Here is a 20,613-nt window from a genome sequence, read left to right as displayed (position 1 = left end):
CGGCGGTGCCAGGCGGCACCGCCCGTGCATTACATGCGGAACACGCCGAAGTCGGTCTTCTTCGCCGGGGCGTTGAGGCTGGCCGACAGCGCCAGGCCCAGCACACGACGGGTGTCGGCCGGATCGATCACGCCGTCATCCCAGAGCCGGGCGCTGGCGTAGTAGGGGTGGCCCTGCGATTCGAACTGCTCGCGGATCGGTGATTTGAAGCCGTCTTCTTCCTCGGCCGACCACTGCCCGCCCTTGGCTTCGATGCCATCGCGCTTGACCGTGGCCAGCACGCTGGCGGCCTGCTCGCCGCCCATCACGCCGATGCGTGCGTTCGGCCACATCCACAGGAAGTTGGGCGAGTAGGCGCGGCCGCACATGCCGTAGTTGCCGGCGCCGAACGAGCCGCCGATCACCACGGTGAACTTGGGCACCTTGGCGCAGGCCACGGCCATCACCAGCTTGGCCCCGTCCTTGGCGATGCCGCCGTGCTCGTACTTGCGGCCGACCATGAAGCCGGTGATGTTCTGCAGGAACACCAGCGGAATGCCGCGCTGCGTGCACAGTTCGATGAAGTGCGCGCCCTTCAGCGCGGACTCGGAGAACAGGATGCCGTTGTTGGCGATGATGCCCACCGGGTAGCCGTGCAGATGCGCGAAGCCGGTGACCAGGGTGTTGCCGTAGCGCGGCTTGAACTCATCGAAGCGCGAATCGTCGACCAGGCGCAGGATCACTTCGCGCACGTCGTAGGGCTTGCGCGTGTCGGCCGGAATCACGCCATACAGCTCGTGGGCCGGATGCCGCGGTTCCACCGGGGCCTGCACCGCCAGCGCCGGCTCGGGCTTGCGCCAGTTGAGCTGGGCGATGATCGCGCGGACCCGGGCCAGCGCCTGCAGGTCGTTGTCGGCCATGTGGTCGGCCACGCCGGAGATGCGCGTGTGCACATCGGCACCGCCCAGTTCTTCGGCGGTGACCACTTCACCGGTGGCCGCTTTCACCAGCGGCGGGCCGCCGAGGAAGATGGTGCCCTGCTCGCGCACGATCACCGTTTCATCGCTCATCGCCGGCACGTAGGCGCCACCGGCGGTGCAGCTGCCCATCACGCAGGCGATCTGCGGAATGCCCTGCGCGGACAGGTTGGCCTGGTTGTAGAAGATCCGGCCGAAATGGTCGCGGTCCGGGAACACCTCGTCCTGCAGCGGCAGGAATGCGCCGCCCGAATCCACCAGGTAGATGCAGGGCAGGCGGTTCTGCTCGGCCACTTCCTGCGCGCGCAGGTGCTTCTTGACCGTCATCGGGTAGTAGGTGCCACCCTTGACCGTGGCATCGTTGGCCACGATCACGCACTCCACTCCGGAAACCCGGCCGATGCCGGCGACCACGCCGGCGCTGGGGATCGGGTCGCCATACATGCCGTGCGCGGCCAGCGGGGCGATTTCCAGGAAGGCGCTGCCCGGGTCGAGCAGGGCATCGATGCGCTCACGGACCAGCAGCTTGCCGCGTGCGGTGTGCTTGGCGCGTGCCGCTTCGCTGCCGCCCAGCGCGGTCTGCGCCAGGGTGGCGCGCAGGTCGTCGACCACCGCCTGCAGCGCGGCGCGGTTGGCCTCGAAGGTGTCGCTGCCCGGTTGCAGCTGGGTGCTCAATACGGTCATGGCAGGGCCCTTACTTGGTGCGCTGGAACAGTTCGCGGCCGATCAGCATGCGGCGGATCTCCGAGGTGCCGGCGCCGATTTCATACAGCTTGGCATCGCGCCACAGCCGTCCGGTCGGGTACTCGTTGATGTAGCCGTTGCCGCCCAGGATCTGGATCGCCTGCCCGGTCAGCCAGGTGGCCTTCTCGGCCGAATACAGGATGGCGCCGGCCGCGTCCTGGCGCGTGGTGCGGCCCTGGTCGCAGGCGCGGGCCACCGCGTAGACATAGGCGCGGCAGGCGTTGAGGCCCACGTACATGTCGGCCAGCTTGGCCTGGATCAGCTGGAAGGTGCCGATCGCCTCGCCGAACTGCTTGCGCTCGTGCACGTACGGCATCACCACGTCCATGGCCGCAGCCATCAGGCCGAGCGGGCCACCGGACAGCACCACGCGCTCATAGTCCAGACCGGACATCAGCACCTTGACGCCACCGCCGACCACGCCAAGCACGTTGGCTTCGGGCACTTCGCAATCCTCGAACACCAGCTCGCAGGTGTTGGAGCCGCGCATGCCCAGCTTGTCCAGCTTCTGTGCGGTGGAGAAGCCCTTCATGCCCTTCTCGATCAGGAACGCGGTGATGCCCTTGGCACCCGCATCCGGATCGGTCTTGGCGTAGACCACCAGCACATCGGCATCCGGGCCGTTGGTGATCCACATCTTGTTGCCGTTGAGCACGTAGTGATCGCCACGCTTGTCCGCGCGCAGCTTCATCGAGACCACGTCCGAGCCGGCGCCCGGCTCGCTCATCGCCAGCGCGCCGACCAGCTCGCCGCTGCACAGGCCGGGCAGGTAGCGCTGCTTCTGGTCTTCGTTGCCGTTCTTGCGCAGCTGGTTCACGCACAGGTTGGAGTGCGCCCCGTAGGACAGCGCGATGCCACCGGAGGCACGCGAGATCTCTTCCATCGCCACCACGTGCGCGAGGTAGCCCATGCCGCTGCCGCCGTATTCCTCTTCCACGGTCAGGCCGAGCAGGCCCTGCTCGCCGAGCTTGCGCCACAGCGCATTGGGGAACAGATTCTCTTCGTCGGCCTTGGCCGCCAGCGGGGCGATTTCAGCGGAGGCAAAATGGGCCACGCTCTGGCGCAGCAGGTCGATCTCTTCGCCGAGATCGAAGTTCATGGTCGGGACGTGCATGGGCGACTCCGCAACAACAAGGGATGGGACGCGCCGGGAGGGATGGACGGGCTGACGGGGCCGTCCCGCGGGCGATGTACCCCCAGCGTAGCCGGGTTCGACAAAGAAGTGAACACAAATTCAAAAATTGAACATAGAATCAACAAATGGCCTATAAACGCTCCGCCCTGATGGAAGAACGCCTTGCCGGCGCCCGTGAACGCATCCTGCTGGCGACCCGTGCGCTGGTGGCCGCCGGCGGCTACCGCAACGCCCCGGTGACCGCCGTGGCGGCCGAGGCCGGGGTGTCCACCGGGCTGATCTACCGGCACTTCCCTTCCAAGGCCGAGCTGTTCGTGGAGGTGCTGACGGCCGCGGTGGACCACGAGCTGCGCATCTTCGAGGCGATCGCGGCAGAGCCGTTGCCCGCGCCCGAGCGCCTGCGCCGGGCGATCACCGCCTTCGTGCGGCGCGCGCTGGCCGGCCCCGGGCTGGCCTATGCCTTCATCGCCGAGCCGGTGGATCCGGAAGTGGAAGCCGAGCGCATCCGCTGCCGGCGCCTGTTCGGCGACGTGTTCCGGCGCATCGTGGCCGATGGCGTGGAAGCAGGCACCTTCCCGCCGCAGGACACCCATGTGGCCGCAGCCTGCATCGTGGGCGCGTTCACCGAGGCGCTGGTCGGCCCGACCGCACTCAGCCGCGACGCGCACGGCGATGAAGATGCGCTGGTCGAGTCGATCTGCATTTTCTGCCTGCGTGCCGCCGGCGCCTGACTCGCGCCGATGCTGCATTGCGACACCGGCGGGTCGCTTGCGCAGCGCCGCCGACGCTGGTCATACTCGGCCGACAAGCCGTGGTCCAACGACTACCAGCCAGGGGTATAGAGAGTGCGGAATTACGACCTCGAGTTCCTGAAACGCTTCTCCATGGTCATCGCGCTGCTGATGGCCATCACACTGGGCCTGATCATCTTCGCGGCCTACCTGCACACCAGCATTCCCCCTGAAGTCTCGCCGATGGCGGCAAAGCGCACCGAGCAGCGCATCGCGCCGGCCGGTGCGGTCTACGCCGGCAGCACCGGTGCCGCCGCGCAGGCTGCCGCCCATGCCGCAGCGCTGGTCAAAGCCGCCTCGCAGGTCGCCTACGGCGGCACCACCGACGGCAAGGTGATCTTCGACAACCTCTGCACCGCCTGCCATACCAATGGCGTCGGCAATGCGCCGACCCTGGACCACAGCCATTGGGATGCGCGCATCGCCCAGGGCAAGGACACGCTCTACAAGCACGCGGTGGAGGGCTACACCGGCCCGGACGGTGGCATCATGCCGCCCAAGGGCGGTAATCCGGCGCTGACCGAAGAGCAGATCCATGCCACGGTCGATTGGATGCTGGCCAACCTGAAATAACGGCTTTGCCGGATCAGGCCACCGACGCCGCCGAAGGGCGGCGTTTCACGTTATGTGGTTAGCCTTGTCGCACTTCCCTGGAGTCCTGCTTCCGATGCGCCGTACCCCCCTCGTGTTCGCTCTCGCGCTGGCGTTGTCCGGCGCGGTCCATGCCGCCCAGCCGCAGCCCGCTACCTCGCCGCAGGTGCGCCCGGCGCCGACCCCGTCGGCCACTGTCACCCTGACCGCGCCGCCCACCGACTGGCGCACGCTGGATGGCCAGCAGGTCCGCATCGCCGCGCCGCTGACCCTGGCCGGCACCGATGGCCTGTCGCGCTTCGGTGAGCTGACCGTGGCCTTCGGCGGCCGCCTCTGGCAGCCGAGCGAAGTGGCCGCGCCCGGCACTGCGGGGCACGCGCAGGTGGTGGCCGACAACCTGCATCGCCGGCTGGTGCTCGACGATGGCAGCGACGCCCGCGACCCCGGCCCGGTGGCCTACCTGCCGGCGGCGGCGAACCTGCGCACCGGCATGGTCCTGCGCAATGTGGAAGGCGTCGTCCGTATCGATCCCAAGGGCAACACGCGTCTGCAGGTGAGCCGTCCCCTGAACCTGCCGGCACTGGAGCGCCCGGCAGTCCCGGTGGTGGCTGGCGCCCTGCACGTGGCCGCGTTCAATCTGGAGAACTTCTTCAATGGCGACGGCCAGGGCGGTGGTTACCCGACCCTGCGTGGTGCGCGCACCCTGGCCGAACACCAGGCGCAGAAGGCCAAGCTGGTCGCGACCATCAACGCGCTCGGCGCCGATGTCGCCGCACTGATGGAACTGGAGAACGACGGCTACGGCCCGCAGTCGGCGATCGCCCAGCTCGTCGATGCGCTCAATGCGGACCGCGGCCAGGGTGCCGACTGGCGTTTCATCGACGCAAAGCAGGGCCCGGGTGACAACCCGATCCGGGTCGGCATCATCTACCGCGCCACGCGCGTGACCCCGGTCGGCGCCCCCGCCGTGCTGGAGAAGGAGCCCTTCGGCGAGCGCAGCCGCGTGCCGCTGGCGCAGGCCTTCCGTGCGGGCAAGGGCGCCCCGTTCGTGGTCGTGGCCAATCATTTCAAATCCAAGGGTTGCTCAGAGGCGACCGGCGCCGATGCCGATCAGAAGGACGGCCAGGCCTGCTGGAATGCCACCCGGGTCGCCTCGGCCACGCTGCTGGACCAGTGGCTGGCGACCGACCCGACCGGTGCCGGCACCCGCGATGCGGTGCTGCTGGGCGACTTCAACGCCTACGCCATGGAAGATCCGATCCGCACCCTGCACGCCGCCGGCTGGCGCGATGCGTTCGCCGTGGCGAAGGTCGAACGGCCTTACAGCTACGTCTACAACGGCATGACCGGCCGGTTGGATCACGCGCTGTTGAGCCCGGGCATGGCCAAGCGCCTGCGTGCGGCGGCAGAGTGGCACATCAACGCCGATGAAGCCGACGATGTGGGCTACCGCGACCGCAACGAAGCGGGCCCGTGGCGCAGCTCGGACCATGATCCGCTGCTGCTGGGGTTTGATCGCTGATACCGCGCGGGTGCGCCGGCACGCCCGGCCACCGTCGCGTTGCCCGGGTAGTGCCGGCCGCTGGCCGGCACCGCATCAACCAGTTACCACGTGCCCCACGCGATCAACCCGATCGCCACCACGGCCAACGCCAGGCCCACCCGGTTCCACACACTGGTGCGCTCGCCGAAACCGACGATGCCCACCAGCGCACCCAGCACCACCACGCCGATGTTCATGCCGGCAAATACCACCGCCGGGCTGTCCGGCAGGTGCTGGTGGGCGCGCACGTAGAACAGGATATTGCCGAAGTTGAGCAGGCCGAGCAGGGCGCCGCCGACCCCGTTGCGCCACTGCAGGCGGGCGATGCCGCGCAGGTGGCGCCACAACTGCAGCAGGAACATCAGCACGAAGGCCAGGCTGAAACTGGCCAGCAGCGCAGCCATCGAGGGCGTGCCCGACAACGCCACCTTCTTGAGCAGGATGTCGACCAGCGCATAGCCCACCCACACCGCCAGCAGCCATGGCCAGGCCCGCCCACCGGAGGGCTCGGCCGCACCAGCGCGCGGGCGCACGCTGATGCCCAGGATCGCCAGCAGGCCCAGCCCCAGGCCGGCCAGCTTCCAGCCGTTGGCGCTCTCCCCGAACACCAGGAACGCGGCCAGCAGCGAAAGCAGGAGCGACAACCGCTGGGCCACGTCACTGCGCACGATCCCGGCGCGGGTCACCGCGCGGGCCATCATCAGGAAGATCGCCGGCAGCGCCACGGCCAGGCAGAGCAGGGCCGCCCACGGCGCATGCGCGGTCTGCAGCGAGGCCAGCGAGGGTTGCAGCAGCACCGCGCTGAGCACGCTGGCGACCAGATAATTCCAGGTCACCACCTGCGGCATGTCCAGCCGCTGGCGCGGCGCCAGCTTCAGCAGGACCGAGACCAGCACGCTGCAGAGAACGCTGAAAACCAGATAGTGCATGTACGGATCCGGCGGGGGCGGCGGTGAAGCACGCGGAGGGACGGTATTATGACGCCATGCACAATCCCCCATTTCCCCAAGAAAGCGGTGCGCTGACGCTGGACGGACCGGTTGGTCCGCTGGATGTCGTGGTTGATCTGCCCGAGGCCGGTGTCGCGGTGCAGCCGGTGGTGGCGATCGTCTGCCACCCCCTGTCCACCGAGGGCGGCAGCATGCACAACAAGGTGGTGACCATGGCCGCGCGCTCGCTGCGCGACCTGGGCATCGCCACCGTGCGCTTCAACTTCCGCAGCGTCGGCGACTCGGCCGGCACGTTCGACAACGGCGTGGGCGAGCAGGACGACCTCAAGGCCGTCGCGGCCTGGGTCCGTGCGCAGCGGCCCGGCCAGGCGCTGTGGCTGGCCGGTTTCAGTTTTGGTGCGTATGTCTCGCTGCGCGCCGCGGGCGACCTGCAGCCGACCACGTTGATCTCGATCGCGCCGCCCGCCGGGCGCTGGGATTTCGAGGGCATGCAGCCGCCGGCCCAATGGCTGGTGATCCAGGGCGAGGAAGACGAGATCGTCGATCCGCAGGCGGTCTATGACTGGCTGGATGGCCTGGATGCACCGCACGAACTGGTGCGCATGCCCGATACCAGCCACTTCTTCCACCGCAAGATCGTCGACCTGCGCGGCGCGCTCATCCATGGCCTCAAGCAGTGGCTGCCCAACCCCGCCCCCGACGCGGCATGAGCGAGACCGTGATGACCCCGTCGCAGCGCTACGCCGATGGCGTGGCCCGGGGCGAATGGCAGAACGACCCGGCCCAGCATGCCGCCCTGGCCGAGCTGGACCGCATCCACCTCGCGCTGGTCGACAGTGCGCAGGACGGCTGGCTGGATCGCCTCTCCGCATTCTGGAAGAAGCCCGAGCCGGTCAAGGGCCTGTACTTCTGGGGCGGGGTGGGGCGCGGCAAGACCTTCCTGGTCGATCTGTTCTATGACGGCCTGCCGATCGAGCAGAAGTACCGCACCCATTTCCACCGCTTCATGCGTGGCATCCACGAGCGGCTGCGCGAACACCAGGGGCAGAGTGATCCGCTGGCGAAGATCGCCCAGGAATGGCGCAGCAAACTGCGCGTGCTGGTGCTGGATGAATTCTTCGTCACCGACATCGGCGATGCAATGCTGCTGGCGCGCCTGCTCGAGCGCATGTTCGCCGAGGGCGTGACCCTGGTGACCACCTCCAACACGGCGGTGGAGAACCTGTACCTCAATGGGCTGCAGCGTGACAGCTTCCTGCCCGCGATCGGGCTGCTGCAGACCTACTGCGTGGAGCTGTACGCCGAAGGCACCGAGGATTACCGCATGCGCGCGCTGACCCGCTCGCCGGTGTACCAGTCCCCGATCGATGCCGGCAGCGATGCCTGGCTGGCCGGCCGCTGGGCCGAGCTCAGCGGTGGGCAGCCGGCGAAGGCGGGCAACATCGAGATCGAAGCGCGCAAGATTCCGGTGCGCGGCCGCGGCAAGAGCATCGTCTGGTTCGATTTCAAAGCGCTGTGCGAAGGCCCGCGCGGCCCGTCGGACTACATCGAGATCGCGCACGAGTTCAACACCGTGCTGCTGGGCGACATCCCGCACTTCGACAAGCTGAATGAAGATGCCGCGCGCCGCTTCGTCAACCTGATCGACGAGCTGTACGACCGCCACGTCAACCTGGTCTGCACCGCGACCGATTCACCGGTCGGGCTGTATTCCGGCGTCCGGCTGCAGGGCGCGTTCGAACGTACCGCCTCGCGCCTGATCGAAATGCAGAGTGCCGAATACCTGGGTACCCCGCACAAGGCGTGAGGGGTTCCGCTGGTTGTAGAGCCGAGCGCGGGCTCGTCTCCACCTCACGCGCTAAGTCAGAGTGATTCAACTGCGCACTGGGAAGTGCCTGCACAAGCTCAAGCAAACAGAGTTCAGAGAATTACTGATGAGCAGGGAAATCGACCAGCACGTTGCGCGAGCCATCGTTGAGCTTGCCATCTTTCTAGAGTTTTCGGCGGATGATGTATTGGATCCTGATGCTGCAATCCAGCGGCTTGAACAATTGGCGTCGACATTGCAAATGATGGACTTGGAGTCCCAATCATCTTTGTGCTCACAGTTTGAGAGCATCGCAATGGAGTATTCAGATGAGCAGGCAAGGTTTGTGGAAAGCTTGGGCGAAGTGCTGGGGCTGATCAAAGAGTAGGTTGTTCATCTGTAAAGATCCCGGATTTTCTGGCAACAGGGCTGTCAGAGAATTCGGGTTCGCGCAGAGGCAGAGCATGAGTACGAGGCGCGTTCGAACGTACCGCCTCGCGCCTGATTGAAACGCAGAGCGCCGAGTACCTGGGCACCCCGCACCGCGCGTAGCTCCACGCCGGGCCTGGACAGGCCGTGAGGTAGATCCACACCATGCGTGGATAGGCCGTGCAACGTAGATCCACGCCATGCGTGGATGTTCTCTACAACGGCGGTAACACCAGCGCGTCTCCGCGCGGCTGTTCGTGCGCGATCGGCGCGGCCGCGTCCTCGTCGCGGTCCATCACCATCATCGCCAGCGGCTTGCCCTGGTAGCGCACCTCCAGCGACTGCTGGATCGCATCCAGCGCCAGCACCTGGGTGCACAGCGACTGGGCCTGCGCCTCCAGCGCCTGCCCGCGCGCCTCCATGCGGCGCTCCAGGTCGGCCTCCATCTTCTCGGCGCGGGCCTCGATCCGGTCCGAGCCGCCGGTCAGCATCGTCCACATCACGCCGCGGGCCAGCGAGGCCGACATCGACTCGGCGGCCTGCTCGATCCGGGCTTCAAACTGCTCGCCGAACAGATCCTGCTCCCAGATCCCGCGGCCCAGGGTACGGCCGACGTACTCGTGGGCATCTTTGCGCAGCCCATCCACCTCGCGCGCCTTGCGGCGGCTGCCGGTCATGATCTCCACCGTGGCGCCCAGCGCATCGAAGGCGATGTCCGTGGCTTCCCCGGCGACTCCGGCCACCGCAGGCACCAACTGGCGGGTGCCCCATTCGAGCTGGCGCAGGCGCTGGGCATCGGCGTCGCTGACGGGGATCGGCTGGCGATCGATGTTCAGCTCGCCATCGTGGAAGAAGATCTCCGCCGGCACCTGGTCGCGGTTGCGCAGCCAGATCCCACCACTGTCCACCAGCACGTTGTAAGGCGTGCTCACCCCGCACTGGCGGGAGGAGAGCTGCGGGGCCTTGCTCTCGCCCGCCGCGGCGGTACCGGCCACGGTCAGGCCCACCATCAGACAGCCGATCAGGGGCAGGCGCATGGTCGCGTTCATATAAAGGAGACAACCGAAGCGTGGCACCCCGGAGCGCCCCCGGCGCGGGTCGGAAGTCACCCTGACCGGCGGCCATTCGTTAGGGCTGCGTGAGCGGGCGTTGTTCTGTTTTCGAGGAGGACAATCCGGCCATTTGCCCTTGACTGCGCACTCGCTTTCGACAGGTCCAGACCGTTCGTCGGACGCTTTTCCGGCCCGGTCCTTGCGCCGCAAGGGATTAGGGAAATTCACTACATTTGGCGTTGACGACACCTGGTACCCCCACTATCTTGTGGCCGTCGGTACCGCCGACCACAAGTCGACGGGCGTATCGCCTTCACGCCGATGGCCTGAAGACCTACTGACAACCGCACGAAGTACAGCGTGTGGTGCCGGTCGCAGGATTCTCCGGGGGGAGAGGACCGGTGACGCAGGGGAACCGCCCGCAGGCTTGCCTGCCCGGGTCGCGGCTCCTGCGACGCCGCTAGTCCACCCTGAGCATCTCTGCATCGGTTCCGGCGCCTGCCAGGCAGACCCACGCTGTACCACCCCAAATCACGCCAAGAGGAAAACGCCGTGAGCACCGAAACCAGCGCAGCTATCGATAAGGAAAGCGAATTCCTGCTGACCTCGCCGCCCACGGCGACCGCCATGAGCGTGACCAAGCGCAATGGCACGACCGAACTGGTGGACCTGAACAAGATCGTGCGCGCCGTACAGCGCTGCTGCGAAGGTCTGCATGCGGTGGATCCGATGCGCGTTGCGACCCGCACCATCTCCGGCCTGTACAACGGCGCGACCACCCAGGAGCTGGACGAGCTGTCCATCCGCACCTCGGCGCTACTGATCGGTGAAGAACCCGAATACGGCCGCCTCGCCGCGCGCCTGCTGGCCAACTTCATCGCCAAGGAAGTGTCCGGCCAGGAAATCCATGCGTTCTCGCAGTCGGTTGGCCGCGGCCACGAAGTGGGCCTGATCAACGCGCGCCTGCTGGAGTTCGTGCAGGTCAACGCGCGCAAGCTCAACGACGCGATCGATCCGTCGCTGGACCTGCATTTCGATTACTTCGGCCTGCGTACCCTGTACGACCGTTACCTGCTGCGCCATCCGCACACCCGCAAGGTGATCGAGACTCCGCAGCAGTTCTTCCTGCGCATCGCCAGCGCGCTGAGCGAAGACGTGCCGGAAACCCTGGCGCTGTACAAGCGCATGGGCAACCTGGATTACCTGCCGTCCAGCCCGACGCTGTTCAACTCCGGCACCACGCATGAGCAGCTGTCCTCGTGCTTCCTGCTGGATTCGCCGCAGGATTCGCTGGAGTCGATCTACGCCAAGTACGGCGACATCGCCCAGCTCTCCAAGTTCAGCGGCGGCATCGGCGTCAGCTACAGCCGCGTGCGTTCGCGCGGTTCGCTGATCAAGTCCACCAACGGCCATTCCAACGGCATCGTGCCGTGGCTGAAGACCATGGATTCCTCGGTCGCCGCGGTGAACCAGGGCGGCAAGCGCAAGGGCGCGGCCTGCGTGTACCTGGAAACCTGGCACGCCGACGTCGAGGACTTCCTCGAACTGCGTGACAACACCGGTGACGAATCACGCCGTGCGCACAACCTGAACCTGGCCAACTGGGTGCCGGACCTGTTCATGCAGCGCGTGGAGGCCGACCAGGAATGGTCGCTGTTCGATCCGAGCGTGGTGCCCGAGTTCACCGATCTGTTCGGCGAGGCCTTCGAGCAGGCCTACCTGCAGGCCGAAGCCCAGGGCAAGGCCCAGCGCACGATCTCCGCCCGCAAGCTGTACTCGCGGATGATGCGTACCCTGGCCGAGACCGGCAACGGCTGGATGACGTTCAAGGACAAGTGCAACCGCGCCAGCAACCAGACGCTGCGCCCGGGCAACGTGATCCACCTGTCCAACCTGTGCACCGAAATCCTGGAAATCACCTCGGCCGAAGAGACCGCGGTGTGCAACCTGGGCTCGATCAACCTGGGCAATCATTTCGATGGTCACGGCGAGTTCGATTTCGACAAGCTGGCCGACACCGTGCGCCTGGCCGTGCGTCAGCTCGACCGCGTGATCGACCTGAACTTCTACCCGATCGAAACCGCCCGCCGCGGCAACCTGCGCTGGCGTCCGGTCGGCCTGGGCTGCATGGGCCTGCAGGACGTGTTCTTCCGCAAGCGCCTGGCCTTCGACAGTGCCGAAGCCCGTACGCTGTCGAAGAAAATCGCCGAGACGATCTACTTCCACGCCCTGGAAACCTCGTGCGAGCTGGCCCAGGAACGCGGCAAGCACCCGTCCTTCGCCGACACCCGTGCGGCCAGCGGCGAGCTGCAGTTCGATGCCTGGAACGTGGTGCCCGAAGACACCGCGCGTTGGGATGCCCTGCGTGAGCGCATCAAGGAACACGGCCTGCGCAACTCGCTGCTGATCGCGATCGCCCCGACCGCGACCATCGCCTCGATCGCCGGTTGCTACGAGTGCGTCGAGCCGCAGGTGTCCAACCTGTTCAAGCGCGAAACGCTGTCCGGCGACTTCCTGCAGGTCAACCGTTACCTGGTGAACGAGCTCAAGAAGCTCGGCCACTGGACCCCGGAAATGCGCGACGCGATCAAGCTGGCCGAAGGCTCGATCCAGGGCATCACCCAGATCCCGGAAACGCTGCGCCACGTGTACCGCACCGCCTGGGAACTGCCGATGCGTTCGCTGATCGACATGGCCGCCGACCGCGGCGCATTCATCGACCAGTCCGCCTCGCTCAACCTGTTCATGGAAAGCCCGAACATCGGCGCGATGTCCTCCATGTACATGTACGCCTGGAAGCAGGGCATCAAGACCACGTACTACCTGCGCTCGCGTCCGGCGACCAAGATCGCCAAGACGACCGTCAGCAGCTACACCCCGGTCGAAGCCGTCGCCTGCTCGCTGGAAAACCCGGAAAGCTGCGAGGCGTGCCAGTAACCAAGGCGTGCCGGCCCACCGGGCCGGCACCGCCGGGTACGCCGACCAACGTCGGCGCCTATCCGGGAACACCGGTTCCGCCGGAAAAATCACACATCCGGTAGCGACCGACCGTTGGTCGGTCGTTGCCAAGAAGGACGAAACACCATGGCCGACAAGCCTCGTCAAATGCTGCTCGATCCAGGTTTCGAACTGACGTTGCGCCCGATGCGCTACCCGCAGTTCTATGACATGTATCGCAACGCCATCAAGAACACCTGGACGGTCGAGGAAATCAACTTCCAGATCGACATCAGCGACCTGCACGGCAAGATGTCGCCGGGCGAGCGCCACCTGATCCACCGCCTGGTCGCGTTCTTCGCCACCGGCGATTCGATCGTGTCCAACAATCTGGTGCTGAACCTGTATCAGCATCTGAATGCGCCGGAAGCGCGCATGTACCTGTCGCGCCAGCTGTACGAAGAAGCGCTGCACGTGCAGTTCTACCTGACCCTGCTCGACAACTACCTGCCCGATCCGGACGAGCGCGCCAAGGCGTTCGACGCGGTGGAGAACATCGACTCGATCAAGAAGAAGGCGGACTTCTGCTTCAAGTGGATCGACTCGATCCAGAACCTGAAGCGCATCGAGACCCGTGACGAGCGTCGCCAGTTCCTGCTCAACCAGATCTGCTTTGCGGCGTGCATCGAGGGCCTGTTCTTCTTTGCAGCTTTCGCCTACGTGTACTACTTCCGTTCGCGTGGCCTGCTCAACGGTCTGGCCTCGGGCACCAACTGGGTGTTCCGCGACGAGAGCGCGCACATGGAGTTCGCCTTCGAGTGCGTGGACGTGATCCGCGAGGAAGAGCCGGACCTGTTCGACGATGCGATGAAGCAGCAGGTGTATGACATGCTGGCCGAGGCGATCGAGTGCGAAGTGCAGTTCGCCGAGGACGTGCTGTCGGGCGGCGTGGCAGGCATTTCGACGCGTGACATGCGCCAGTATCTGCAGCATTGCGCGGACAATCATTTCCATCGCCTGGGCATGGAGAAGAAGTACAACGTGCGCAATCCGCTGAGCTTCATGGAGCTGCAGGACGTGCAGGAGTTGACCAACTTCTTCGAGCGCCGTTCGTCGGCCTACCAGGTGGGCGTGAAGGGCGAAGTGTCGTTCGACATGTCGTTCTGATCTGACGCTCGCGTCGTGATTCCGAAGAGCCCCGGACCTGTTCCGGGGCTTTTTCGTCTGCGCTCTACGCGACCCATCCACCCCCCTGTCGTATCATCCGCGCCACCCCACCACTCCCGGCCCCCGCCATGACCCCGATCCCCGAAACCATCCCGCCCATCGAAGTCCGCATGGCCGAGATCGTGTTCCCCAACCACACCAACCACCTGGGCACTCTGTTCGGTGGCCAGGCACTGGCCTGGATGGACAAGGCGGCGTTCCTGGCCGCGGCCCGCTACTCGCGCCGCACCGTGGTCACCGCGCGCTCGGACCAGGTCGATTTCAAGCTGCCGATCCGCATCGGCCAGATGGTGGAAACCGTCGGCCGCATCGTCGAAGTCGGGCGCAGCTCGATGAAGGTGGAAGTGGAACTGATCGCCGAAGATCTCCACACCGGCGAGCGCAAGCTGTGCACGCGCGGGCACTTCGTGATGATCGCGCTGGATGCCGACGGCCACCCGACCAGTGTCCCGTCGCTGCCGGGTGACATCCCGGGCCCGTAAGCGGCTGCCGATCTCCGGATTGCCTCACCCCCCCTGCGCCCCCATCTGCTGTCCATGAGCACACCTCTCGCCGAGTTCATCGACCGCGCCCAGCGCCTGTTCGTGCTGACCGGCGCGGGCTGCAGCACCGATTCGGGCATCCCGGATTACCGCGATGCCGATGGCCAGTGGAAGCGGACGCCGCCGGTCACCTATCAGGCATTCATGGGTGAGCTGGCCACGCGCCAGCGCTATTGGGCGCGCAGCCTGCTGGGCTGGCCACGGTTCGGTTGGGCCCAGCCGAACCGCACGCACGCCGCGCTCGCTGCGCTGGAAGCGCGTGGCCAGGTCGAGCTGCTGCTCACCCAGAACGTCGACCGGCTGCATCAGCGGGCCGGTAGCGAAGCGGTGATCGATCTGCATGGTCGGCTGGACCAGGTGCGCTGCATGGGCTGCGAAGCCCGCACGCCGCGCGAGGCGTTCCAGCACCGGCTGTTGGCGCTCAATCCGGGCTGGGAGCACCTGGAGGCTGCGCAGGCGCCAGACGGCGACGCTGATCTGGACATGGATTTCTCGTCCTTCCAGGTGCCGGCCTGCCCGGCCTGCGGCGGCGTGCTCAAGCCGGATGTCGTGTTCTTCGGTGAAAGCGTGCCGCGTGAGCGCGTGGCCACCGTTCACGACCATCTGCAGCGCGCCGATGCGGTGCTGGTGGTCGGCTCCTCGCTGATGGTCTATTCCGGCTTCCGCTTCGTGCAGGCCGCGGCCCAGGCCGGGTTGCCGATCGCCGCGCTCAACCGCGGGCTTACCCGCGCCGATGCGCTGCTGAGCCTGAAGGTCGACCAGTCCTGCGCCGACGCGCTGGCCTTCCTGCTGCCGGGGACCGCCACCGCCTGAGCCGCTGCGAAACACTGATCCACTGGCACGGTTGCCTCCGCCGCCGCACAGGAGTGCAATGGCGCCCGGTTCCATTTCCTCTTCCCGAGTTCCCCCCTTGAGCCAGCTCTTTTCCTCCATTTCCTTCGGCCCCCTGTCCCTGCCCAACCGCATCGTGATCGCGCCGATGTGCCAGTACTCCTGCACCGACGGCCTCGCCAATGACTGGCACCGCATCCACCTCGGGCAGCTGTCGCAGTCCGGCGCCGGCCTGCTGATCCTGGAAGCCACCGCCGTGCTGCCGGAAGGCCGCATCAGCTGGGCCGATCTGGGCCTGTGGGATGACGCTACCGAAGCCGCGCTGGCCTCGGTCGTGGCCTCGGTCAGGCAGTGGTCGCCGATGCCGCTTGGCGTGCAGTTGGGCCATGCCGGCCGCAAGGCCTCGGTCAACAAGCCGTGGGAAGGCGGCGGCGCGATGGACCCGTCCGATCCGCGCGCGTGGCCCACGGTCGCGCCGTCCGCGCTGCCGTTCGCCAAGACCGATCCGACCCCGACCGAACTGGATCTGGCCGGTATCGATGCCATCGTGGACGCCTTCGCGGCGGCGGCACGTCGCGCCGAACGGGTGGGCATGGACCTGATCGAACTGCATGCCGCGCACGGTTACCTGCTGCACCAGTTCCTGTCGCCGCTGAGCAATCGCCGTGAGGACGAATACGGCGGTTCGCTGGAGAACCGCATGCGCCTGCTGGTGCGTGTGTTCGATGCGGTGCGCGAAGCGGTGTCCGATCGCATTGCCGTCGGTGTGCGCATCTCCGCCAGCGACTGGGTGGCCGGCGGCTGGGACATCGAGCAGAGCACGACCCTGGCGCACGTGCTGGACGCGCGCGGGTGCCAGTTCCTGCACGTCTCCAGTGGCGGCAATGACCCGCGCCAGCAGATTCCGCTGTCGCCGGGCTACCAGGTGCCGTTCGCGCAGGCGATCAAGGCGCACAAGCTGCGCATGCCGGTCATCGCGGTGGGCCTGATCACCGAGCCCTCGCAGGCCGAGTCGATCCTGCGCCATGGCCACGCCGATGCGATCGCGCTGGCCCGCGGCATCCTCTACGACCCGCGCTGGCCGTGGCATGCCGCCGCCGCACTCGGCGATTCGGTGGCACCGGCACCGCAGTACCTGCGCTGCGAACCGCGCGAAGCACGCGGTGTGTTCATCGCCCCGGAACGCTGACCCGCGAAAGGTCGTGCCGGCCGCTGGCCGGCATCCCGGGTGGCCCTGCGCTCAGCCGGCGTCCAGCCGCCATGCGGGCGGCAGCCCCTCGATGATGTGCTGCATCAGCGCCCGCACCTTCGGCGTCAGATCGCGGCGATCGCTGACGCACAGGAACAACCGCATCGGCTCCGGTGAGGCCTGCGTGCTCTCCGCATCGCCGGGCTCGAACAGCGCCTGCAGCTCACCGCGCGCGAGATAGGGCGCGGCGACGAACGCGGCCAGCCGGGTGATGCCGCCGCCGGCCACTGCCATCGCGGCCAGCGCATCGATGTCGTCGCTGACCAGCGCCGGAGCGACCTCGGCATCGAAACGCATGCCGTCGCGCACGAAGCCCCACGGCAGGTAGCGCCCGTCCAGCGGGTAGCGCAGCAGCAGACAGCGGTGCTCGCGCAATGCCTCCGGCGTCAGGGGAATGCCAGCCCGCGCGAGATAGGACGGGGCCGCGCAGAACACGAACGGCACCTGCGCGATCGGGCGCGCCACCAGGCCTTCCTCCAACTGCGGCTCGATCCGGATGCTGACGTCCACGTCTTCGTGGGCGTGGTCCACGCTGCGGTCGGTGAGCAGCAGTTCGATCGCCAGGCGCCGGAAGCGCGCCTGAAGCGAGGGCAGCAGCGGCGCCAGCGCGTGCCGGCCGAAGGCGGTGCTGCTGGCGATCCGCAGGCGCCCTTCGGGCGTGGCGTCCAGATCGGTCACGGCAGCCTGGGCGCGCTGCAGGTCGCGCTCGATATGGCGCACCTGGGCCAGGTACAGCGCGCCGCGCTCGGTCAGGGCCAGGGTGCGGGTGGTGCGGTTGAGCAGGCGCACGCCCAGATGCGCCTCCAGCCGGGCGATGTTCTGCCCGACCGCGGCCGGACTGACCCCCAGCGTCCGCGCGGCCGCGGCCAGGCTGCCGGCATCGGCGGTCCGGATGAAACTGCGGATTGACTGGAGAATGTTCATGCTGGCCGCCATTCTCGCGCTCCATTGGAAAGAATTTCTTTATAAAGCGCCAAGCCCATCCGGTCTACCCGCCCCGCTGGGCCCTGCTTATCGTGCCTGTCCCGCAACCGCCAGGTTGCCTGCTCGCCCGGCTCCGCAGCCTGGGCGACGCCGCTTCCGCGTTGTGCCGCCCCCGCTGCCGTCGCGTCCTGCGCACGGCCTGGCAGCCTTCCCCGGAGATGGACATGAACCCAGCGCTCGCCCCCCTCGATACCGACCCGCAGGAAACCCAGGAATGGCGTGAGTCGCTGGAGGCGGTCATCCACGCCGCCGGCCGCCCGCGCGCGCACTACCTGATGGACCAGCTGACCGAGCTGGACACGGCCCGCCATGGCGACCTGCATGGCCGTGTGTGGACGGCGTACACCAACACCATTCCCGTGGAACGCCAGCCGGCCTACCCGGGCGACCTCGGCATCGAGCGCCGGCTCAACGCGATGATCCGCTGGAACGCGATGGTGATGGTGCTGCGCGCCGGCAAGCACTCCAACGTGGGCGGCCACATCGCCACGTATCAGTCCGCAGCGGTGCTGTACGACGTCGGCTTCGATCACTTCTTCCGCGGCCGCACCGACACCTTCGACGGCGACATGATCTACATCCAGGGCCACTCGGCGCCGGGCATCTACGGCCGTGCGTTCGTCGAAGGCCGCATCGCACCGGAACGGATGGACAACTTCCGCCGCGAATCCGACCGCGATGGCCTGTCCTCGTATCCGCACCCGCGCCTGATGCCGGACTTCTGGCAGTTCCCCACGGTCTCGATGGGGCTGGGGCCGCTCACCGCCGCCTACCAGGCGCGCTACATGCGCTACCTGGAATACCGCGGCCTGAAGGAACATCAGGGCCGCAAGGTCTGGGCCTTCCTGGGCGATGGCGAAATGGACCAGCCCGAATCGCTGGCCGCCATTTCCGTGGCCGGGCGCGAACGCCTGGACAACCTGGTGTTCGTGGTGAACTGCAATCTGCAGCGGCTGGACGGCCCGGTGCGCGGCAATGCCAAGGTCATCCAGGAACTGGAAGGCACCTTCCGTGCCGCCGGCTGGAACGTCATCAAGGTCATCTGGGGCGGTGGCTGGGACGCGCTGCTGGCCAAGGACAGCACCGGCCTGCTGCGCCAGCGCATGATGGAATGCGTGGATGGCGACTACCAGACCTTCAAGTCGCAGAACGGTGCCTATGTGCGCGAGCATTTCTTCGGCAAGTATCCCGAGTTGCTGGCCCTGGTCGCGGACCTGAGCGATGACGAGATCTGGGCGCTCGCGCGCGGCGGTCACGATCCGCAGAAGGTCTACGCCGCCTACGCGCAGGCGGTCGCCGGCAACGGCCGGCCAAGCGTGATCCTGGCCAAGACGGTCAAGGGCTTCGGCATGGGCGAGGCCGGTGAAGGCCAGAACATCAACCACCAGCTCAAGAAGATGAGCGCCGATGCCGTGCGTGCGTTCCGTGATCGGTTTGATCTGCCGGTCAGTGACGACCAGCTGGAGGAGATGCCCTACCTGCGCCCGGCGCCGGGCAGCGCCGAAGCGCGTTATTTCGCGCAGCGCCGCCAGGCCCAGGGCGGCCAGCTGCCGGCGCGCCTGACCCACGTCGATCCGTTGCCGGTGCCGGCGCTGTCGGCCTTCGCCACCCAGCTGCAGGGCAGTGGCGAACGCGGCCAGTCCACCACGATGGGCTTCGTGCGCATCCTCACCACGCTGCTCAAGGACCCCAAACTGGGCAAGCTGATCATCCCCATCGTGCCCGATGAATCACGCACGTTCGGCATGGAAGGCCTGTTCCGCCAGATCGGCATCCACTCCTACCTCGGCCAGTTGTACACCCCGCAGGACGCCGGCCAGCTGAGCTATTACAAGGAAGCCAAGGACGGCCAGATCCTGCAGGAAGGCATCAACGAATCCGGTGCGATCTGCTCATGGATCGCCGCCGGCACGGCCTACAGCAACCACGGCCTGGCCACGATTCCGTTCTACATCTTCTATTCGATGTTCGGCCTGCAGCGCGTGGGCGACCTGGCCTGGGCGGCTGCCGATGCGCGCACCCGCGGCTTCCTGCTCGGTGCCACCTCCGGGCGTACCACGCTGATGGGCGAGGGGCTGCAGCACGACGACGGCCACAGCCATGTGCTGTCCTCGGTGATCCCCAGCTGCGTCTCCTTCGATCCCACCTACAACTTCGAATTGGCGGTGATCATCCAGGACGGCCTGCGCCGGATGTACGTGGACCAGGAAGACATCTACTACTACATCACCGTGCTCAACGAGGCCTATCCGCACCCGGCACTGCCCGAAGGCAGTGAAGCGGGCATCCTCAAGGGCCTGTACCTGCTGCACCCCGCCGCCGCCGACAGCGACCCCGCGCTGCGCGTGCAGCTGATGGGCAGTGGCGCGATCCTGCGCGAAGTGGAAGCCGCGGCGTCGCTGCTGCAGCAGGACTTCGGCATCGCCAGCGACGTGTGGAGCGCCACCAGCCTCACCGAGCTGCGCCGCGATGGCCTGGCGGTCGAGCGCTGGAACCTGCTGCATCCGGTGCAGGAACCGCGGGTGCCGTACGTGCAACAGTGCCTGGCCGCGCACCCCGGCCCGGTGATCGTGGCCACCGACTACATGAAGATCGTCGGCGACCAGATCCGTCCCTTCATCGATGGCCGCCGCTTCACCGCCCTGGGCACTGATGGCTTCGGCCGCTCGGACACGCGCGAATCGCTGCGTACGTTCTTTGAAGTCGACCGCCACTTCATCGTGCTTGCCGCGCTCAAGTCGCTGGCCGATGAGGGTCGGATCGAACGTGCCCAGCTGCAGGTGGCGATCGACCGGTACGGGATCGATGTGGAAAAGGCGGACCCGACGGCGGTGTAACTGCTGGC

Annotated in this window: 17 protein-coding genes; 12 read left to right on the top strand and 5 right to left on the bottom strand. The window is 66.9% G+C overall.

All coding sequences use genetic code 11. The features are described 5' to 3' along the window. Positions 1-29: 29 nt before the first annotated feature. Together POS15_RS16850 and POS15_RS16845 are read right to left on the bottom strand one after the other, a co-directional pair. A complete protein-coding gene (locus POS15_RS16850) occupies positions 30-1,640 on the bottom strand; it encodes a carboxyl transferase domain-containing protein (RefSeq protein WP_284128537.1) in 1,611 nt (536 codons plus the stop codon). Positions 1,641-1,650: 10 nt separating this feature from the next. Further along, complete coding sequence (locus tag POS15_RS16845; protein WP_019184850.1) at positions 1,651-2,814, bottom strand: isovaleryl-CoA dehydrogenase; 1,164 nt, start codon at positions 2,812-2,814, stop codon at positions 1,651-1,653. Positions 2,815-2,960: 146 nt separating this feature from the next. On the opposite strand from POS15_RS16845, the gene POS15_RS16840 reads away from it, so the two are divergent. The 3 genes from POS15_RS16840 to POS15_RS16830 all read left to right on the top strand — a co-directional run bounded on the left by POS15_RS16840 (position 2,961) and on the right by POS15_RS16830 (position 5,739). Beyond that, positions 2,961-3,566 (top strand): TetR/AcrR family transcriptional regulator, encoded by a 606-nt coding sequence (locus POS15_RS16840; protein WP_019184849.1) that lies wholly within the window; start codon positions 2,961-2,963, stop codon positions 3,564-3,566. A 114-nt stretch (positions 3,567-3,680) separates the two neighbouring features. Continuing rightward, on the top strand, positions 3,681-4,199 hold the full coding sequence (locus POS15_RS16835; RefSeq protein ID WP_019184848.1) for a c-type cytochrome: 519 nt from the start codon (positions 3,681-3,683) through the stop codon (positions 4,197-4,199). 94 nt (positions 4,200-4,293) lie between these two features. Then, complete coding sequence (locus tag POS15_RS16830; RefSeq protein WP_019184847.1) at positions 4,294-5,739, top strand: ExeM/NucH family extracellular endonuclease; 1,446 nt, start codon at positions 4,294-4,296, stop codon at positions 5,737-5,739. 83 nt (positions 5,740-5,822) lie between these two features. Here the strand turns inward: POS15_RS16830 and POS15_RS16825 are convergent, their stop codons facing one another. Beyond that, the gene (locus POS15_RS16825) at positions 5,823-6,689 is read right to left on the bottom strand and encodes an EamA family transporter (protein WP_019184846.1); all 867 of its coding nucleotides are present in this window, start codon (positions 6,687-6,689) and stop codon (positions 5,823-5,825) included. A 56-nt stretch (positions 6,690-6,745) separates the two neighbouring features. Between POS15_RS16825 and POS15_RS16820 the strand changes: the two genes are divergently transcribed. The 3 genes from POS15_RS16820 (at position 6,746) to POS15_RS16810 (ending at position 8,905) form a co-directional block, all read left to right on the top strand. Then, positions 6,746-7,420 carry a CocE/NonD family hydrolase gene (locus tag POS15_RS16820; RefSeq protein ID WP_019184845.1) on the top strand — a complete coding sequence of 225 codons (675 nt, stop codon included), beginning with the start codon at positions 6,746-6,748 and terminating at the stop codon, positions 7,418-7,420. After that, the gene (gene zapE, locus POS15_RS16815; protein WP_019184844.1) at positions 7,417-8,517 is read left to right on the top strand and encodes a cell division protein ZapE; all 1,101 of its coding nucleotides are present in this window, start codon (positions 7,417-7,419) and stop codon (positions 8,515-8,517) included. The genes POS15_RS16820 and zapE overlap by 4 nt, the downstream gene beginning before the upstream one ends. 127 nt (positions 8,518-8,644) lie before the next feature. Next, complete coding sequence (locus POS15_RS16810) at positions 8,645-8,905, top strand: hypothetical protein (RefSeq protein WP_019184843.1); 261 nt, start codon at positions 8,645-8,647, stop codon at positions 8,903-8,905. Positions 8,906-9,161: 256 nt separating this feature from the next. On the opposite strand, the gene POS15_RS16805 is transcribed toward POS15_RS16810, so the two are convergent. Continuing rightward, complete coding sequence (locus tag POS15_RS16805) at positions 9,162-9,983, bottom strand: DUF2884 family protein (RefSeq protein WP_284128536.1); 822 nt, start codon at positions 9,981-9,983, stop codon at positions 9,162-9,164. Positions 9,984-10,550: 567 nt separating this feature from the next. Here POS15_RS16805 and POS15_RS16800 point away from each other — a divergent pair. From POS15_RS16800 to POS15_RS16780, 5 genes are all read left to right on the top strand, one after another. Next, on the top strand, positions 10,551-12,935 hold the full coding sequence (locus POS15_RS16800; RefSeq protein ID WP_019184841.1) for a ribonucleoside-diphosphate reductase subunit alpha: 2,385 nt from the start codon (positions 10,551-10,553) through the stop codon (positions 12,933-12,935). 147 nt (positions 12,936-13,082) lie between these two features. Continuing rightward, positions 13,083-14,102 (top strand): ribonucleotide-diphosphate reductase subunit beta, encoded by a 1,020-nt coding sequence (locus POS15_RS16795; RefSeq protein WP_019184840.1) that lies wholly within the window; start codon positions 13,083-13,085, stop codon positions 14,100-14,102. A 128-nt stretch (positions 14,103-14,230) separates the two neighbouring features. Beyond that, entirely contained in the window at positions 14,231-14,644 is a 414-nt protein-coding gene (locus tag POS15_RS16790; RefSeq protein WP_019184839.1) for an acyl-CoA thioesterase, read from the top strand. A 54-nt stretch (positions 14,645-14,698) separates the two neighbouring features. Continuing rightward, positions 14,699-15,517, top strand: coding sequence for an NAD-dependent protein deacetylase (locus POS15_RS16785; RefSeq protein ID WP_070474332.1), 819 nt, complete (start codon positions 14,699-14,701; stop codon positions 15,515-15,517). A 58-nt stretch (positions 15,518-15,575) separates the two neighbouring features. Further along, positions 15,576-16,724 carry an NADH:flavin oxidoreductase/NADH oxidase gene (locus tag POS15_RS16780; protein ID WP_046272298.1) on the top strand — a complete coding sequence of 383 codons (1,149 nt, stop codon included), beginning with the start codon at positions 15,576-15,578 and terminating at the stop codon, positions 16,722-16,724. 51 nt (positions 16,725-16,775) lie between these two features. Here the strand turns inward: POS15_RS16780 and POS15_RS16775 are convergent, their stop codons facing one another. Next, positions 16,776-17,708: a LysR substrate-binding domain-containing protein gene (locus POS15_RS16775; protein ID WP_284128535.1), complete on the bottom strand. Its 933-nt coding sequence runs from the start codon at positions 17,706-17,708 to the stop codon at positions 16,776-16,778. A 224-nt stretch (positions 17,709-17,932) separates the two neighbouring features. Here POS15_RS16775 and aceE point away from each other — a divergent pair, with 224 nt between their 5' ends. Further along, positions 17,933-20,605, top strand: coding sequence for a pyruvate dehydrogenase (acetyl-transferring), homodimeric type (aceE, locus tag POS15_RS16770; RefSeq protein WP_284128534.1), 2,673 nt, complete (start codon positions 17,933-17,935; stop codon positions 20,603-20,605). Positions 20,606-20,613 lie beyond the last annotated feature (8 nt).

This window comes from Stenotrophomonas sp. BIO128-Bstrain, assembly GCF_030128875.1.
In the GTDB taxonomy this organism is placed as follows: domain Bacteria; phylum Pseudomonadota; class Gammaproteobacteria; order Xanthomonadales; family Xanthomonadaceae; genus Stenotrophomonas; species Stenotrophomonas bentonitica_A.
The sequence above is the reverse complement of the archived record's forward strand: the minus strand, read 5'-3'. Positions and strand labels throughout refer to the sequence as shown.

What these genes read in the sequence shown, in the direction of transcription:
- POS15_RS16850 (WP_284128537.1), bottom strand. Translation starts at nt 1,640, where the DNA reads ATGACCGTATTGAGCACCCAGCTGCAACCGGGCAGCGACACCTTCGAG.
- POS15_RS16845 (WP_019184850.1), bottom strand. Translation starts at nt 2,814, where the DNA reads ATGCACGTCCCGACCATGAACTTCGATCTCGGCGAAGAGATCGACCTG.
- POS15_RS16840 (WP_019184849.1), top strand. Translation starts at nt 2,961, where the DNA reads ATGGCCTATAAACGCTCCGCCCTGATGGAAGAACGCCTTGCCGGCGCC.
- POS15_RS16830 (WP_019184847.1), top strand. Translation starts at nt 4,294, where the DNA reads ATGCGCCGTACCCCCCTCGTGTTCGCTCTCGCGCTGGCGTTGTCCGGC.
- POS15_RS16825 (WP_019184846.1), bottom strand. Translation starts at nt 6,689, where the DNA reads ATGCACTATCTGGTTTTCAGCGTTCTCTGCAGCGTGCTGGTCTCGGTC.
- POS15_RS16820 (WP_019184845.1), top strand. Translation starts at nt 6,746, where the DNA reads ATGCACAATCCCCCATTTCCCCAAGAAAGCGGTGCGCTGACGCTGGAC.
- zapE (WP_019184844.1), top strand. Translation starts at nt 7,417, where the DNA reads ATGAGCGAGACCGTGATGACCCCGTCGCAGCGCTACGCCGATGGCGTG.
- POS15_RS16810 (WP_019184843.1), top strand. Translation starts at nt 8,645, where the DNA reads ATGAGCAGGGAAATCGACCAGCACGTTGCGCGAGCCATCGTTGAGCTT.
- POS15_RS16805 (WP_284128536.1), bottom strand. Translation starts at nt 9,983, where the DNA reads ATGCGCCTGCCCCTGATCGGCTGTCTGATGGTGGGCCTGACCGTGGCC.
- POS15_RS16795 (WP_019184840.1), top strand. Translation starts at nt 13,083, where the DNA reads ATGGCCGACAAGCCTCGTCAAATGCTGCTCGATCCAGGTTTCGAACTG.
- POS15_RS16790 (WP_019184839.1), top strand. Translation starts at nt 14,231, where the DNA reads ATGACCCCGATCCCCGAAACCATCCCGCCCATCGAAGTCCGCATGGCC.
- POS15_RS16785 (WP_070474332.1), top strand. Translation starts at nt 14,699, where the DNA reads ATGAGCACACCTCTCGCCGAGTTCATCGACCGCGCCCAGCGCCTGTTC.
- POS15_RS16780 (WP_046272298.1), top strand. Translation starts at nt 15,576, where the DNA reads ATGGCGCCCGGTTCCATTTCCTCTTCCCGAGTTCCCCCCTTGAGCCAG.
- POS15_RS16775 (WP_284128535.1), bottom strand. Translation starts at nt 17,708, where the DNA reads ATGAACATTCTCCAGTCAATCCGCAGTTTCATCCGGACCGCCGATGCC.
- aceE (WP_284128534.1), top strand. Translation starts at nt 17,933, where the DNA reads ATGAACCCAGCGCTCGCCCCCCTCGATACCGACCCGCAGGAAACCCAG.